Here is a 15,731-nt window from a genome sequence, read left to right as displayed (position 1 = left end):
TGTACCTCGATTTCTTTGAAAATCATTCCTCTAAAATGAAAAAAGAACTATTATCTCAAGTATATAGACATCCATTAATTAGTCACGATGAACTGATGAGAATTATTGCTGCTCATCATAAAGTATCTTTTAAAAAAGGAGATTATATACTAAAACAAGGAACTATTTCATCTAATTATATGATTATGGAAAGTGGTTTGATGCGCTCCTTTGCCTATGATTATAAAGGAAATGACATCACTACAGATTTTTTTTGTAATCATGAAATTATTATAGATGTTCTTTCGTTATTTAAAAGGATTCCGACTTCAGAAAATATTCAAGCCTTAACTGATTGTGAGTGTTGGCAAATAGATTTTGAGATATTTCAGGAACTTTTTCATTCTATAAGTGGATTTTCTGAATGGGGAAGGTTGTGGATGACTAATAGTTTGTTTCATTTTAAACAACGATCTCTTGAGATTGTTACAATTTCAGCTAAAGAGCGATATCTTCAATTGATTAAGGAAAAGCCGGAGGTTGTTTTACAAGCACCACTGAAGAATATTGCTACTTATCTTGGAATTACGGATTCATCCTTTAGTAGAATTCGTAAAGAAATTTCTTAAAATATATTTCTTGTCATAAGACAAGTCTTTTTTGATTGTTCACAGCGACATTTGGTAAACATATTTAGTTAATTATACTGATGTTATGAATACTAGTGTGATATGTTGGTTTGAAATCTATACTGAAGATATAGAAAGAGCTAAGAAATTTTATTCTTCTGTATTAGGGGTAGAGTTTTATCATATGCCAGCAATAGATGATGATGTAATAATGGCTGCTTTTTCTTCGCCTGAAAATATGCAAGACGTCAGTGGTGCTTTAGTACAGGTAAAAGGTGCTAGTGTAAATACAAAATCATGTCCTAGTACTATTGTATATTTTCCGTGTATTAATTGTAGTGAAGAAGAAGGTCGAGTTGAAAAGGCGGGTGGAAAAATTGTAACGTCGAAAATGAGTATCGGTGAACATGGTTTTTGCAGTATTTGTATCGATTCAGAAGGCAATACGTTTGGGCTTCACTCCATGGAGTAGGAATAATTTGTAAAGTAATATATATGACACTTAATCCTTATCTTAATTTTGATGGTAATGCTGAAGAAGCGTTCCGATTTTATCACAGTGTTTTTGGTGGAAATTTTTTCATACAAAAAATGGGTCAATCTCCAGGAACTGAAAATCTATCTGAGGAGGAAAAAAATAGAGCTATGCACGTAGCTATCTCTATAGGAAACAGTCAACATCTTATGGCTTCAGATTGTATATCGAGCCAAGGACATGTTTTAAATCAAGGTAATAACAACTATATTTCTATTACCCCAGATTCCCGAGAAGAAGCAGATACGTTGTTTAATGGTCTTTCGGAAGGGGGAACTATTGAAATGCCAATGGCTGATATGTTTTGGGGAGATTATTTTGGCTCGTTCGTAGATAAATTTGGAGTCTGCTGGATGATTAATTTTCCATCAGCTAAATAAAAGAAATATCACAGGCCTTTTCAAATAGTAATTTCGGGAATACATTATCAATCAAAGAAACGAATAGTATTTGTCTCGGCTTGTGATTTTAAAAGACATTTTTATGGCTGATGTATTTTTTAATTATATCGATGGCTTAGAAAAGGATTCTCACAAAACGCTTTGCAATCAATTAATAGTTCTAATAGATGAGCATTTGACATATACGGAAAGAAAGGTGTGGCATGGGCATCCCGTTTGGTTTATAGACGGGAATCCAATTGTTGGTTTTAGTAAACAAAAGAAGGGGATCCGATTGATGTTTTGGAGTGGTGCTGATTTTGATGAGATAACATTGAATGTACGAGGTGATAAGTATAAAGACGCTTCTGTTTTTTATGAATCAGAGGATGAAATTGTACACTCTGACGTTCAACGATGGTTGGAAAAAGCAGTCGATATTCAATGGGATTATAAAAATCTCATAAAAAGAAAAGGAAAATTAGAACGCTTAAATTAGAGTTTAAAAATGGGAAATAAAATAATAACGATAGATGCTCACATTATCAATTCTATGGAAAAAGTGTGGAATTTTTATACTGAGCCAAAGCATATTGTCAATTGGAATTTTGCTTCTTATGATTGGCATTGTCCGGAAGCTAGCAATGACCTTAGGGAAGGAGGTACTTACTTTGCAAGGATGGAAGCTAAAGATGGAAGTTTTGGATTTGATTTTACGGCAATTTATGATGTTGTTTCACTTCATGATAAACTGAGCTATACTCTTGAGGATGGCAGAAAAGTAATCACGTTGTTTTCGGTTGAAGATGGAGGAATAAAAGTTACCACATCTTTTGAGGCTGAAGACCAGAACCCATTGGATATGCAAAAAGCAGGGTGGCAGGCAATTCTAAATAATTTTAAAAGTTATACTGAAACAAATTAATGATGCCATGAAGAAGAAGCAGTATAGTATCCATATAAATGCACCAGTTGAGAAGGTATTTACTGTCATGTTGGGTCTGGAAGATAAAAGTACATATGAAGCATGGACAGCACTTTTTAACCCTAGCTCAACCTTTGAAGGTAGTTGGAATAAGGGAGGAAAAATTTATTTTGTTGGAAGTGATGAGCATGGTAACAGAGGAGGGATGATAGCTGAAATTGAAGAACATATTCCTAATAAGTTTATCTCTATTCGACCATATGGTATTTTAGAAGGAACCAAGGAGATTATCTCAGGCGAGAAGGTAGATAGTTGGGTGGGAGGTCACGAGAATTATACATTTTCAGAAAAGGATGGCGTAACTACAGTGTTAGTTGAAATAGATGTAGTAGACGAGTATGCCGATTATTTTAATAATACCTATCCTAATGCCTTGGAAAAACTTAAGGAAATATGTGAATAAGCATCGTTTAATTGATCAAGATTTTAAAAATTATCATTATGAAAATCCTTAAAAAAATTTTAATTGTATTGCTAGTTATTATAGCGATTCCTTTGATTATGGCATTGTTTGTTTCTAATGAATTTAAAGGAGAAAATACGGTAAAGATTAATAAGCCCGTTCAAGAAGTTTATGATTATGTGAAATATCTCGATAATCAAGAAAATTTTGGTGTTTGGTTTCAGATGGATCCAAACATGAAAACCTCCTCAGAGGGCATAGACGGCACTTCGGGTTATACCTTTAAATGGGTAAGTGATGTAGTAGGAAATGGTTCTCAAACAATAACTTCCCTAACTGCTAATGATTCTGTTATTTCTTCTTTAGATTTTGGTTTTGGCCCACCTGCCAAAGGGTATTTTCATTTAAAGGAACTAGGCCCAAGCCAAACTGAGGTAACTTGGGGAGTAATTGGTAAGTCTCCTTATCCATGGAATCTTATGGGACTTTTTATGGATATGAATAAAGATTTTGTAATAGGAACTCAGAACCTTAAAAAGGCAGTAGAGGCTCAAAAAAGTCCTAAAACAAGTATGCAAGAATTGGCTGGATATTATAGAGAAACATACGAAAATCTATTAAAGTCTATAGCAGGACTTAGTGAATCTCAGCTTAATTTTAAGCCTCATAAAGATAGGTGGTCCATAGCTCAATGTGTGGAACATTTGGCAATTACGGCTCCTGAACTATTTGAGTATGAGAAGAAGGCTTTAAATGCGGAAGAAAATCCTGAGCGTAAAGCAGAGTTGAAAATGAAGGATGAAGATATTAAAAGTGCAATGTCCAATAGAGAGAAAAAGGCACAAGCTCCGGAAGCAATGCAGCCTTCAACAACTGCTATAGATGTGAGGGGCCGATTAAATCAACTAAAAAATAAGAATGATGAGATTATTTCCTATCTGAATACATTTACAGAAGAGCAGTTAAGAAATCGAATTTTGGATGCTCCCTTTGGAGCAGTAGATGCTTATCAGTTCGCTTTGTTTATTCCAGGACACACAGTTCGTCATATGTTGCAAATAGAGGAAGTAAAGGCCGACGTTAATTTTCCGCAAAATTAAAGTCAAATAGGTTTTAAATATTAAAAGATGAATAGTTCAATTTATCCTTGTATATGGTTTAATAATACAGCCAAAGAAGCAGTCTTGTTTTACAAGGATGTTTTTGGAGATGTTCAGTTCATTGATACAAATGAGCGTGTAGTAACATTTCAAATTTATGGAGTTAAGTTTATGGGGTTAAATGGAGGAGATAGATATAGTCCTTCACCTGCTGTTTCATATTTTGTTTATTGTGGGAATGATGAAAAGAAAATTTTAAATTTATATGAAAGCCTTAGAGTGGGGGGGAAAGTACTAATGCCTTTAGATACCTATGATTGGAGTGTTAAATATGCCTGGGTTGAAGATAAATATGGTGTGAGTTGGCAATTAGATATAGATGCTATAAATAATGTGCAAAGCATTGTACCTGCCTTTTTATTTACGAATGAGAAACAATCAAGAGTGGCTGAGGCTGTAGATTTTTATACAACCATTTTCTCTAATAGCACTAAGTTGATGGAATATCCTAGTAGTGGACAACCTCTTATATTTGCCCAATTTAAATTGGATCATTATATATTTAATGCCATGAGTGGCGGAGAAGAAAAGCATGATTTTGATTTTACTGAAGGAAATTCGTTTGTTATAGAATGTGAGACTCAATTTGAAATAGATACCTATTGGAATGCCTTTTCTAAGGAAGGAAAGGAAAGTAAATGTGGTTGGGTTAGAGATAGGTACGGAGTCTGGTGGCAAATTATCCCCAGTATTTTAAAAGATTTAATGAAGGATCCAGCCACAAATTCAAGTGCAAGCTCATGTATGATGAGTATGGGTAAATTTGATATTGCAGCTTTGCAAAAAGCAGTCTCTAATTCATAACTATAAAAGGCATAATTATCTGCCATGCTCATTCCAATAGTAGCTATCTGGATATATTCTTTTACCAAAAATGGCTGTTCCAACTCTAACTATTGTGGCTCCTTCTTCAATGGCAATTTCTAAATCATTACTCATACCCATTGAAAGTTCTTTTAAATTCACATTTGGAATTTGAAGTGCATTAATTTCTTGTTGAATAGTTTTTAATAATCTAAAACATCCTCGCACTTTTTCTGGCTCAGCACTAAACAACCCAATGGTCATTAATCCTTTAATTTTTAATCTATCAAGGTGTGCTACCTCTTGAACTAGTTCTGTGACCATTGCAGGTCGTACACCAAATTTGCTTTCCTCATTAGAAGTGTTTACCTGTATAAGTACTTCCATTGTTTTGTTCTCAAACAATAATCTTTGCTGAAGTTTTTTAGCCAAATCTAACCGGTCAAGAGATTGAATGCAACTAACATCATATCGTAAAATGTCTTTTATTTTATTGGTTTGAAGGTGACCTATAAAGTGATTAATATGGTAGATGTTTTTTAAGTGGTCATATTTTTCTTTAAGTTCCTGCACTTTATTTTCCGCAATTAGCAATTGCCCACTTTGTATGGCTGTTTGAATATATTCAGCAGGTACTGTTTTTGTGGCTAGTAGGAGTTTAATTTCTTCTGGGTTTCTACCTATAGTAGCACACACTTTTTTAATTCTCTCAAGGGTGTCTTGAAGGTTACTAATAATTGTCTCGTTTTTTGTCATAAGCTTTAAGTACAATTAAATGAGGTCGGAAATGGAATTGAACCATTCTATAAGGTATTGCATGCCTTAGCCTATCCACTCAGCCATCCGACCTATTGTAAAGTCCTTCTTAAATTTGATAGCCTCTTACTATTATCTCCACCAGTGGTAATAATTATGCGTACCATCATAACTAAAACCACATCTTGGATATAAGGTATTTCCAATGGTATTCGTTTTTTCAGTTTCAAGCATTAAACCACAGGCACCAGTTAACTCACACCAATTTTTACTTTCATTAATTAAGCCAATAGATATTCCTCTACCTCTAAAGTCGGGATGAACAAATAAGTCACTTAGTAACCACTGTTTTTGGAGCTTGGTGTAGTGGAATAATTTATATAGCTGGACAAAGCCAACTGCTTTATTGTCTATTTCTGCAAGAAATATATCTGATTCACCATTTAGTATTCTTTCTTTTAGAAATTCTTTCCCCTTTTCTAAATCAGATTTTTGACGATAAAAAATACGGTAAAGATCAAAAAGTTCGGCAGTTTCATCCAGATCTTCTAGACTTGCTTTTTTGATAGTGTAACACATTTTGTAAAATTTTTAAGCAAAACTAGAAAACATTAGGACTACCTTTGTGTTCCAGATTTAACTCATTAAGTAGTCCAGAATGCTTCCGTTTGAACATATTGTCATTTTAGATAGAAAAAGTAATATACCTGTTTATAAGCAAATAGCTTTTTCAATTATTAATGCTATACAAACTGGGATACTGAAGGCTAGTATGAAGCTGCCTGGAAGTCGTGATTTGTCTCAGAAGTTAGGAGTGCATCGAAAGACTGTCATTGCTGCCTATGAAGAACTTTATTCCCAAGACTGGATTGTTATCATTCCTAGAAAACATGTGTATGTATCAGATCAAATACCACAATTAAAACCACAAGGGTGGAAAGTAGGAACTAATGAAACCCCTTATAAAAACTCTTTTGATCTTCCTTTTAAACGAATAGCATCAGAGAATTTGTTAGGATTGAAAAATGGCAGCTTTCTAGAATTAATAATTGATGACGGCTATCCTGATGTTCGATTATCACCTATTGATGAATTGTTGAAGAATTTCCGTTCTTCTACGGGGAGAAAGTATGCCATTAGAAATGCTCATATAGGGATAGAGCAGGGAACTATTCCATTGAGAAAAGAATTGGTTCAGTATTTGGCAGAAACAAGGGGATTAAATATTACTGAACAAAATATTGTAATTACTCATGGAGCGCAGATGAGCATATATCTGGCTTCGCAATTGCTTTTGAATGAAGGATCCACTATCATTGTTGGAAATCCAAATTATAAAGCTGCCAATGCAACTTTTTTGGAGACGGGGGCTTCTCTAATTGAAGTTAAGGTGGACGAAAATGGATTAGATATCAATGAAGTTGAAGAACACTGCAGGAAGTATGAAATAACAGCCGTTTATGTAATTCCTCATCATCATTATCCAACTACAGCGACCTTAAGTGTGGAACGCAGAATAAAGCTTTTGGAGTTGTCTAAAGAGTTTTCATTTGCTATTATTGAAGATGATTATGACTATGATTATCACTATTCTTCATCACCATATTTACCTTTGGCAAGCGCCAATCATTGTGGAAATGTATTGTATATAGGGTCTTTTTCTAAAATATTGGACCCTTCATTACGGATAGGTTTTATGATTGCATCCACAAATTTTATAAATCAATGTATTGCATTAAGAAAACTAATAGATGTAGGGGGGGATGGATATATGCAAAATTCTCTTGCCACTCTGATCAATAATGGGGAGTTAAAAAGACATGTGAAAAAGGCTAAGAAAATTTATCAAAGCCGTAGAGACTATTTAGATGTACTACTTAAGAGTAGGTTAGCTAAATACATTGATTATAAATTACCAACGGGAGGCATGGCTATTTGGGTGCAAATTAAACCTCAATATTCGGTAGGTTTACTTCAAGAAATTCCACGAGTTCAATTACCAAAAATATTTGAAGAACAAAATGCATTTCGATTTGGATTTGCCTCAATGAATAAGGATGAATTGGAGGCTTCAGTAGTTGCTATTGAAATGAAATTTCAAACATTGGACAATAAGTAGGTGCTGTTTTCAAGGAATAAAACCGCCCCATAAGAGCGGTTTTTTTGCAAAACTAAAGAATCAAGCCCAATACTAAATCGGACTCTTTTCTGAACTAAAAAAACAAAAGATGGACTAGAAATTTCGAAGTCCTTTACTTTTAAGATAGTCTAATAATTCCTCTGGTCTATCGGTCATTATGGCATTTGTACCTTGTTTTATGAGCCATCCCCAAGCTGCATCTGGACCTTCAATAAGAGCAAGTTCGTCTGTTCTTCCAGCAACCAGTGAATCCCATAATGGAATAGTTAATACTGAAATTCCCTTGCTATTAAGACGCTTGATTTGTTTGAAATTGTCGGTGTCTACATCTGTGAAAGTGACTTCATACATTACAGGATTTAAGGCTTTGTTGTAGGTGTCTACATAGTATGAGGCATCCGTTACATTATCTATAATAATAGGCATGTATATAATTTCCTTCATAATACCTCCATATTTATTCATCATAAAGTCTACTGACTCCCTTCCCTTAAAAATGACTTGTTGTAAGGTGCCAGTTTCTTTTAAAATTTCATAAGCCTCTTTTACAGTTATTCCTTCAACCTTGTCTAGATTCACCATAATTTTATTCTTGGTCAAAAGCATAATCTCTTTTAAGGTTGGTACCTGTTGTTTTGATCCTCGAACACCGCAGGCATTTTTTAATCTTAATTCTTTTATTTCAGAAAGCGTCATCTCGCTGACATATCCTTTACCATTAGTAGTGCGATCAACAGTCTTGTCATGCATGGCAACCAAATGACCATCTTTTGTAAGTTGAACATCAATTTCTACAATATCAACACCTAAATCGATACAACGTTGTATTGCTAGGAGACTGTTTTCAGGTGCATATCGCCAATCACCTCTATGTGAAACTACTAAAATAGTATTCTTAGAAGGATTCTTTATTTGATAAAGAATTTGGTCTGTCTTTTTTTGTTGTAAGGGGGATTTCTGTGCGGATAAAAGACTTAGAAAAATTATAGTGACAAAAGAAAATAATACTGTTTTTTTCTTCATTTTTTTGTTGATTTTAAGTGTGTTAAAGCGTAACATGAACTGTTACGCTTTAAATTGAATACTTTAATTATGGTAACCTCGTTTGCGTAAATACTCTAACAAAAGTTGGGGTCTGTCTGTTTGTATCATATTGACATTGTTGCGTATAAACCACTCATAGATCGAAGGGTCTAAATACGCTTTTTCATCGTCATGACCTCCATTATGTTGGGGCCATAAAGAATTTACCCAAATACTTGAGCCTTTAGATCGTATATGTCCAAAATCCTTAATTAAGGAAATTGTGTCTTGAGGAACTGTAAATTCAAAAGCTATAGGTGGTTTTTGTTCATTAAGATACTCATTAATAACCTGTCTTGAGTTAGCATCCGAGAGTCTAACAATTGGCATAAAATGCACCTTGTCCAAGTATTTTCCAAATTGATCTTGAACCTCATTTTTTGTTTTTACTCCCTTAATAATAATATGATCGAGTGTTTCTGTACGTTGAGCAATTTCAAAACATTTGTCAAAAATGGGGTAACTCTTATCTAGATTGACTAAAATTTTATTTTTACATACTAATAAAGCTTCCTCCAATGTAGGTATTTGATTTTGAGTTGGTATTCCCAACCCGTCTTTCAATCTTAGTGTTTTTAAACTATCCAATGTCCAATCACTAACCATTCCTTTTCCAGTAGTTGTGCGATCAATAGTTTTGTCATGCATTAGGACTAAATGTCCGTCTTTAGTTTGTTGAACGTCAATTTCAACCATATCTACTCCCATATCTATACAGCTCTGTATGGCTTGTATTGAATTCTCTGGAGCGTTTCTCCAATCTGCTCTGTGAGCCACCACCATAATGTGTTTTTCATTTGGATTTTGGAGGTGTTGGATTAGTTGTTCAATTCGAGTACTCCTTTTATCTTCAATTGAAGTGTAATTGACTGCTATATCTTTATTCTTGCAACTAACTAAGAAGGAAGTTAGAACAACTATATTTAATAAAAATTGTTTCATAAGAAAAAGGTTTATTAATAACCAGGATTTTGTTCAAGGGCTGGATCTGCGGCAATTTGACTAGCAGGTAATGGCATTAATAATTTGTTGGGGTCTGTAATACCCAATACGCTCATCGCTCTGCCTTGTCTTAATAAATCAAACCAACGATGACCTTCCCAAACTAATTCTAATCTTCTTTGAAGATCAATTTCATTAAATAATGATTCCTTGTCTGTGGATCCTTCATAGTTGCCTATTCCCGCACGTAGACGAATATCGTTTAAATATTCCAGAGCAAGATTTGGGTTATTTAGTTCGTTTTCAATTTCGGAAAGCATTAGCAGTACATCTGCATACCGCAATACAATCCAATCGCTTTCAGCATCTCCAATCACAGTGGCTGGGACAGCAATTTTGTTATTATATGCAAGTCCTGATTCAAGTGCACCTACATAAACATTTTTTCTTGCATCTAAATCTTGATAAAGAGTATAGAAATCAGCCTTTAAAACCCCATGTCCTTTTGTGCCTGTAAGGTTGCCAACCACTCTTCCAGTTGGATTAAACATACGATAGGCATCCGTTCCTTCACTATTAGAGTTGATTCCTGAAGAGAACTGTACTGCAAAAATAATTTCTTTATTGAGTTCGTTGTCCGTGGCAAATATCTGGTGAACAGGGACAAGGTCATGGTCTCCAGAATTTACTACATCAGTAAGATGAGCTTTAGCTAGAGGTAAATTTCCTAAAGTTAATGCCACTTTTCCAAGTAAGGTTTGAGCAGCTGTTTTAACTACCCGCATTTTATTTGATTCATTTCTTGCAGGCAATAGGTGAATGGCATCTTGAAGATCAAAGGTGATTTGTTCATATACTTCATTCATCGAACTACGCGTTTGTCCAAAGTATGACTGGGGATTGGTAACTTCTTCTGTAACTAGAGGAATTTCCCCAAATATTCTAACAAGATTGAAATAATATAATGCTCTTATGAATTTCATTTCACCAATACGGGCGTTTTTTGTAGCCTCATTCTCATATGGAATCTCAGTTATCCGATTTAGAACAATATTGGCTCTTTGAATTCCTTTATAAGCATCTTTCCATATGTTGGCGATAAGACTGCTTTGTGCAATAACGTTAAAGTCATCTAATTGACCGTAAACACCACCATCATTTGCTGGTGTTTCATCATAAGCATCCTCTCCCGGAAGTTCTCCCATTGCTGGGATGGCTGTGTCAAAATTTCCAGTAAATTGAAGTGAAGCATACACTGCATTGATAGCTTCTTCAAGTTCTGTTTCATTAGAGTAAAAACTGTCAGCCACTTTGGTCGTATTAGGGTCTTGTTCAAGTTGATTACTACAAGAAGTGGATACAAGGGTGACTAAAAGAAGTGAAAATATGATTTGTTTCATGTCGTTAATTTATTAGTAGGTTATTTTTAATCCCATTATCAAGGTGCGAGCGATTGGATAATTGGATCCATTGTTAAAACCAGATGTTAGAATGTTACCTGATGTACCATCAGGATTCCATCCTCTATATTTAGTTTTTGTAAAAACGTTGTTTCCTGATATATAAAGTTGAAGGTTTGTTAATTTAAGTTTTTCTAGCATTTCATTAGAGAAGCTGTAACCCAAGCGGACATTGCGTAATCGGAGATAATCCCCATTATTTTCAGTTACAACAACGGAACTGCGGAGTAATTTCCTTGAGTTAGAAAAGTTTCCGAAATTAGGTTGTCCTAAAAAACCATTGGGATTGTTAATAGGATGGTATCGGTTATTAAAGTAATAAGTTGTTGGAACTGCGAAACCTTCTCCCGCTTCGGTTAAAGATGACATATCACCATCTAGCAGAGTTCTCCCAGCCACTCCATTGAAATCAAAACTAAGCGAAAAGCCTTTATAACCCATATTTACCCCAAATCCATAAGTTAAGTCAGGCATATAGGAACCTTTAGAGATTTTATCATCGGTATCAATAAGACCATCTCCATTAATGTCCCTAACAATATAATCTCCTGTAAGTGTGCCTGGTAAATGTGGGCTGTTGTCTATTTCATCTTGGGTTTTATAAATACCAACTACATCATATCCATAGATTTCGGCAATCGAATGCCCAACCTTTGTTACGAAATTTTGATCTGTTCCTGTAGCAATCTGTTCTTGATCAGGACCTAAGGCCAATACTTTGTTTTTATAAGAAGTCAAGTTCGCATTAAACCCTAGAGAAACTTGACCAATGTTAAAATTGTTACCAGATAATTGAAATTCCATTCCTTGATTTTCCATTTCTCCGATGTTCGCTAGTATGGTACTATAGCCAGTTTGTTGTGGTACCGGTACATCAAGTAAAAGGTCACGGGTATTGGTTTTGTAATATGCCGCGCTGAGGTTTAATTTGTGAAATAAACTAATGTCAATTCCCAAGTTGAGGGAAGAGGCTATCTCCCATCCCAAATCTGGGTTTGGTGCAGAAGTTGTAATATATCCAGGAGCTAACACATTTCCATACACATAGTTTGAATCTGTTACCAGGGCTTGCGAGCTGTAGTTCCCAATTTGGTTATTTCCTGTTTGTCCCCAACTTGAAGCAATTTTTCCAAAGGTGATTACCTCCTTAAGCGGGAAAAAGTTCTCTTTGCTAAATACCCATCCCGCTGAAATTGAAGGAAAATATCCCCATCGATTATTACTACCAAATCGGGAAGAGCCATCAGCCCTTATTGCCGCTGAAAATAGATATTTGGCGTCGTAATCATATTGTACTCTTGAAAAGTAAGATTCCATGGTCCAAATATCTAGGTGGTGTTTAGCAGTAAATGAACTACCTCCTGCAATGCTTTGAATATTGTCATCAGCAAAACCGGTTGCCGTTATGGAAGTATAGCTAATACGTTCCTTTTGGAAAGTGTGCCCAGCAAGAAAATTGAAGGAATGATTGGCTAAATTCATTCGATAATTCAAAGTATTTTCAATAAGATAATTATACCTACTTTGCTTTTGTTGTTGAGCATCAGCATCGCTTCTAGGAGCTGGAGTGCGATAGGAACCTACGCTGGAAGGATAGTAGTAATTACGAGTGTAGTTGTCATAATCTCCTCCCATAGAGAATTTATATTTTAAATTTTTTAGAATCTCTGCATCTAAGTAGGCGTTGCCAAAGGTTCTGAATCGGTCTTTATGGTCCTTTACTTTGGTTGCTGTTGCTACTAAATTCTCTACAGGGGTTCCATTAATACGAAGTCCTTCCAATTCTCTTTGCTCATTTATTAACTGATCACTAATGTTTAGACTGCCATCTGATTTATAAGGAGCATAAAATGGGAAATTTAACGGAATAAGTGCAAGGGCTCCGGAACTTCGACTACTTTGATCAAAAGAAAATTGATTAGTAAGGGTGGGCTTGACATTAACTCCTATTCGTATTTTATCAGATAATTGTGATTCCAAATTGATACTAGCTGAGTATCTTTTTAATCCAGTTCCAATAACTACTCCTTCTTGATCCAAATAGCCTAGTGAAGTATAGTATTTAGTTTTTTTGTTGCCTCCCGAAATAGATAGATCATAGTTGTACATGATGGCTGATCTGAAAGCTTCTTCCATCCAATCTGTGTTTATTAGACCTTTTTGACCATCCAAATACGGTTGTAGATAATCTAGAAATAATTCCCTTCCATCAATATTTCTGCCGTTTATTTTTTTGGTTACTCGAATTGAATTAGGGTCATTTTCGCTACGATTCGTTGGATCTTTAGAAACATATCCCCAGTTTCTGGCTTCAGTAAGAAACTGTGCCAATTGATATGCATCAACCAATTCAACCTTTGAGCTTTGTTCTTGAATACCAATATAACTATCTAATGAGATTACTGTTTTTTCATCATTACGACCTTTTTTAGTAGTTACTAATAATACTCCATTGGCTGCTCTTGATCCATATATAGCTGAAGAGGCAGCATCTTTAAGAATACTGATTTCAGAGATATCATTTGGATTAATTGAACTTAAAGAACTTCCTTCAGTTAAGGGGTATCCATCTACTACAATTAAAGGATTCGTTCCTGCGGTAAGTGTTCCCGTACCTCTGATTACAATTTGTGATTCAGCACCAGGTTGACCATCAAATTGGTTCACAACTACTCCAGCTATTTTTCCTGCCATTTGTTCGACTACAGAGACAGAGGCTATTTTATTTAATTCCTCACTTTTAAGTTCGCCCACTGCTCCAATAACTTTTGCCCTCGATTGTTCACCATATCCAATTACAACTACTTCATCTAGGGTTTGTGTATCTTCATCCAGTATAATGGTTATAAATTCTTCTTTTTCGAGTTTTATCTCTTTGGTTTTGAAACCAATATAGCTTACAAGGAGAGTGACATGATTGGAAGGTATTTCAATAGAAAAGTTTCCGTCAAAATCAGTTGAAGCACCAACTGATGTGCCCTTAATTGTTACTGTCGCACCTGGCAATGGAAGCCCTTGGCTATCCGTTACCTTTCCTTTTAAATGTTGTTGAGGAGTTGTTGATTTAAAACTGCCGTTTTTTCCTATTAGTACGTAGTTGCCTTCAATTTTATATTGAAAATTGGCCTTTGATGATAAATTATCTAGGATACTGGCGATATTTTTATTTTTATACGAAACATCGTATGTCACATTACTTTGGGCAATATAGTCACCATAGGTGAATTCAAATTGTGTTAACTTTGCCATTTGATTAAAAATAGTAACCAAAGTAGCCTGTTTTAATTCCAACGATAGTTGGGTGTTATTTAGATTTTTTGCAATTACGTGGCTTATATTGCACGTAATTAAGAGTAAACTTAGTATGCTAAATCGCATTTTTATTAGTTGCTTCATAATACAATTAGGTGTTGATTTTTTTAATTTCAATGCTTATTTGGAGAGTCTGTGCCAGCAGGCTCTCCTTTAGTTTTTAGTTTTTACTTCTAACTCATTGGTGTCTTTTATTTTAAGTTCTACTTCGTTTAAATAGTTAATGCGGTTTATAAGTTTATCTATGGGATCGTTATTGAGAATTTGTAATGAATACAGCTTTTTAGTTTTTACTGATTCATCTTTAAATACAAAATCCCTTTGATACAATTGTTCGAATAAGATTGCGAGTTGTTCTATAGTTATTTCTTTAAGAAATATTTCTTTTTCTCTCCATAGGTTATGAATTTCTGCGAGTGTGTTTTCTTTTGCCAAACTTTTTGTGTTTTTGGAAAAAGTGGCCATTTCATTGGGGTGGAGCATATAGGAGCTTGTGTAACTGTTTACTTGAACTAGACCTGTATTCACCACTACCTTTACAAATGATTCCGTTGTTTTAACATTAAATGATGTGCCAAGAACCTTCGTAGTGATTTCGTTTGTTTTAATAATAAAGGGGTGCATCGTATCCTTTTTTACCTCAAAAAATGCTTCTCCAAATAGTGAAACATTCCGGTTTTTATTAAAATCCTTGGCGTATTTAATACTAGAATGGGCACTTAAAATTATTTTGCTACTATCAGGCAGGTATAGCGTTTTTGGCAGTTTACTGTTATTTTCTGCTATATGAAAAGTAGGAGGTTGAAATTGAAAGAAGAGTGTTGTAATTCCAAGAATTAGAATACTAACTGCTGCAATCCATTTTGTGGATTGGAAATTTCTTCTGTTTTTTAATTTTCTAATTTTTGTGTGCTGTTCAATGGTATTCCACATGGAAGAACTTGTTTCTTCCTTTATAAGAGGAATGGTTTGGTTTATGGAGTCTAACGAATTGTTAAAATATAAATCCGATTCGATTTTATTGTTGAAGAACATTTGAAGCTCATCCAATTCGGATCTGTTAATATTTCCATTGTATAATTTACTTAGTAAATAGGTTATACGTTCCTGTTTGGGCATAGGTTCCTCTTTTTATATAAAGAGTAGGAATTCCCAGTTATTAC

Annotated in this window: 16 protein-coding genes; 9 read left to right on the top strand and 7 right to left on the bottom strand. The window is 34.6% G+C overall.

Features of this window, described 5'->3' with window-relative positions; genetic code table 11:
- Positions 1-35 precede the first annotated feature (35 nt).
- The 8 genes from PT603_RS08260 to PT603_RS08225 all read left to right on the top strand — a co-directional run bounded on the left by PT603_RS08260 (position 36) and on the right by PT603_RS08225 (position 4,875).
- On the top strand, positions 36-608 hold the full coding sequence (locus PT603_RS08260; protein ID WP_008240234.1) for a Crp/Fnr family transcriptional regulator: 573 nt from the start codon (positions 36-38) through the stop codon (positions 606-608).
- Between the two features lie 85 nt (positions 609-693).
- Positions 694-1,080, top strand: a complete 387-nt coding sequence (locus tag PT603_RS08255) for a VOC family protein (RefSeq protein ID WP_008240233.1) — start codon at positions 694-696, stop codon at positions 1,078-1,080.
- 23 nt (positions 1,081-1,103) lie between these two features.
- Complete coding sequence (locus PT603_RS08250; protein ID WP_008240232.1) at positions 1,104-1,523, top strand: VOC family protein; 420 nt, start codon at positions 1,104-1,106, stop codon at positions 1,521-1,523.
- Between the two features lie 103 nt (positions 1,524-1,626).
- Positions 1,627-2,022: a DUF1801 domain-containing protein gene (locus PT603_RS08245; RefSeq protein WP_008240231.1), complete on the top strand. Its 396-nt coding sequence runs from the start codon at positions 1,627-1,629 to the stop codon at positions 2,020-2,022.
- Between the two features lie 9 nt (positions 2,023-2,031).
- Positions 2,032-2,448: an SRPBCC family protein gene (locus PT603_RS08240; RefSeq protein WP_008240230.1), complete on the top strand. Its 417-nt coding sequence runs from the start codon at positions 2,032-2,034 to the stop codon at positions 2,446-2,448.
- Positions 2,449-2,455: 7 nt separating this feature from the next.
- Positions 2,456-2,911 (top strand): SRPBCC family protein, encoded by a 456-nt coding sequence (locus PT603_RS08235; protein ID WP_008240228.1) that lies wholly within the window; start codon positions 2,456-2,458, stop codon positions 2,909-2,911.
- Positions 2,912-2,949: 38 nt separating this feature from the next.
- A complete protein-coding gene (locus PT603_RS08230; RefSeq protein ID WP_008240226.1) occupies positions 2,950-4,011 on the top strand; it encodes a DinB family protein in 1,062 nt (353 codons plus the stop codon).
- A 27-nt stretch (positions 4,012-4,038) separates the two neighbouring features.
- Positions 4,039-4,875: a VOC family protein gene (locus tag PT603_RS08225; protein ID WP_008240225.1), complete on the top strand. Its 837-nt coding sequence runs from the start codon at positions 4,039-4,041 to the stop codon at positions 4,873-4,875.
- A 15-nt stretch (positions 4,876-4,890) separates the two neighbouring features.
- Here PT603_RS08225 and PT603_RS08220 read toward each other — a convergent pair whose 3' ends face one another.
- Complete coding sequence (locus PT603_RS08220; RefSeq protein ID WP_008240223.1) at positions 4,891-5,631, bottom strand: YggS family pyridoxal phosphate-dependent enzyme; 741 nt, start codon at positions 5,629-5,631, stop codon at positions 4,891-4,893.
- Positions 5,632-5,763: 132 nt separating this feature from the next.
- Positions 5,764-6,210 (bottom strand): GNAT family N-acetyltransferase, encoded by a 447-nt coding sequence (locus PT603_RS08215; RefSeq protein ID WP_008240221.1) that lies wholly within the window; start codon positions 6,208-6,210, stop codon positions 5,764-5,766.
- A gap of 79 nt (positions 6,211-6,289) precedes the next feature.
- On the opposite strand from PT603_RS08215, the gene PT603_RS08210 reads away from it, so the two are divergent.
- Positions 6,290-7,750 (top strand): aminotransferase-like domain-containing protein, encoded by a 1,461-nt coding sequence (locus tag PT603_RS08210; RefSeq protein ID WP_008240219.1) that lies wholly within the window; start codon positions 6,290-6,292, stop codon positions 7,748-7,750.
- Between the two features lie 114 nt (positions 7,751-7,864).
- Here PT603_RS08210 and PT603_RS08205 read toward each other — a convergent pair whose 3' ends face one another.
- From PT603_RS08205 to PT603_RS08185, 5 genes are all read right to left on the bottom strand, one after another.
- Positions 7,865-8,794 carry a glycerophosphodiester phosphodiesterase family protein gene (locus tag PT603_RS08205; protein WP_008240217.1) on the bottom strand — a complete coding sequence of 310 codons (930 nt, stop codon included), beginning with the start codon at positions 8,792-8,794 and terminating at the stop codon, positions 7,865-7,867.
- A 63-nt stretch (positions 8,795-8,857) separates the two neighbouring features.
- Positions 8,858-9,796: a glycerophosphodiester phosphodiesterase family protein gene (locus tag PT603_RS08200; RefSeq protein ID WP_008240216.1), complete on the bottom strand. Its 939-nt coding sequence runs from the start codon at positions 9,794-9,796 to the stop codon at positions 8,858-8,860.
- A gap of 14 nt (positions 9,797-9,810) precedes the next feature.
- Complete coding sequence (locus PT603_RS08195) at positions 9,811-11,196, bottom strand: RagB/SusD family nutrient uptake outer membrane protein (protein ID WP_008240215.1); 1,386 nt, start codon at positions 11,194-11,196, stop codon at positions 9,811-9,813.
- Between the two features lie 12 nt (positions 11,197-11,208).
- Positions 11,209-14,505: a SusC/RagA family TonB-linked outer membrane protein gene (locus tag PT603_RS08190; RefSeq protein WP_238531033.1), complete on the bottom strand. Its 3,297-nt coding sequence runs from the start codon at positions 14,503-14,505 to the stop codon at positions 11,209-11,211.
- Between the two features lie 216 nt (positions 14,506-14,721).
- Positions 14,722-15,687: a FecR family protein gene (locus tag PT603_RS08185; protein ID WP_008240213.1), complete on the bottom strand. Its 966-nt coding sequence runs from the start codon at positions 15,685-15,687 to the stop codon at positions 14,722-14,724.
- Positions 15,688-15,731 lie beyond the last annotated feature (44 nt).

Source organism: Imtechella halotolerans, assembly GCF_028743515.2.
Classification (GTDB): Bacteria; Bacteroidota; Bacteroidia; order Flavobacteriales; family Flavobacteriaceae; genus Imtechella; species Imtechella halotolerans.
This window is presented reverse-complemented; position numbering and strand designations above follow the sequence as displayed.

Bases quoted from the DNA above. Each gene is read 5' to 3' on its own strand.
- PT603_RS08260 (WP_008240234.1), top strand. From the start codon at position 36: ATGAAAAAAGAACTATTATCTCAAGTATATAGACATCCATTAATTAGT.
- PT603_RS08255 (WP_008240233.1), top strand. From the start codon at position 694: ATGAATACTAGTGTGATATGTTGGTTTGAAATCTATACTGAAGATATA.
- PT603_RS08250 (WP_008240232.1), top strand. From the start codon at position 1,104: ATGACACTTAATCCTTATCTTAATTTTGATGGTAATGCTGAAGAAGCG.
- PT603_RS08245 (WP_008240231.1), top strand. From the start codon at position 1,627: ATGGCTGATGTATTTTTTAATTATATCGATGGCTTAGAAAAGGATTCT.
- PT603_RS08240 (WP_008240230.1), top strand. From the start codon at position 2,032: ATGGGAAATAAAATAATAACGATAGATGCTCACATTATCAATTCTATG.
- PT603_RS08235 (WP_008240228.1), top strand. From the start codon at position 2,456: ATGAAGAAGAAGCAGTATAGTATCCATATAAATGCACCAGTTGAGAAG.
- PT603_RS08230 (WP_008240226.1), top strand. From the start codon at position 2,950: ATGAAAATCCTTAAAAAAATTTTAATTGTATTGCTAGTTATTATAGCG.
- PT603_RS08225 (WP_008240225.1), top strand. From the start codon at position 4,039: ATGAATAGTTCAATTTATCCTTGTATATGGTTTAATAATACAGCCAAA.
- PT603_RS08220 (WP_008240223.1), bottom strand. From the start codon at position 5,631: ATGACAAAAAACGAGACAATTATTAGTAACCTTCAAGACACCCTTGAG.
- PT603_RS08215 (WP_008240221.1), bottom strand. From the start codon at position 6,210: ATGTGTTACACTATCAAAAAAGCAAGTCTAGAAGATCTGGATGAAACT.
- PT603_RS08210 (WP_008240219.1), top strand. From the start codon at position 6,290: ATGCTTCCGTTTGAACATATTGTCATTTTAGATAGAAAAAGTAATATA.
- PT603_RS08205 (WP_008240217.1), bottom strand. From the start codon at position 8,794: ATGAAGAAAAAAACAGTATTATTTTCTTTTGTCACTATAATTTTTCTA.
- PT603_RS08200 (WP_008240216.1), bottom strand. From the start codon at position 9,796: ATGAAACAATTTTTATTAAATATAGTTGTTCTAACTTCCTTCTTAGTT.
- PT603_RS08195 (WP_008240215.1), bottom strand. From the start codon at position 11,196: ATGAAACAAATCATATTTTCACTTCTTTTAGTCACCCTTGTATCCACT.
- PT603_RS08190 (WP_238531033.1), bottom strand. From the start codon at position 14,505: ATGGCAAAGTTAACACAATTTGAATTCACCTATGGTGACTATATTGCC.
- PT603_RS08185 (WP_008240213.1), bottom strand. From the start codon at position 15,687: ATGCCCAAACAGGAACGTATAACCTATTTACTAAGTAAATTATACAAT.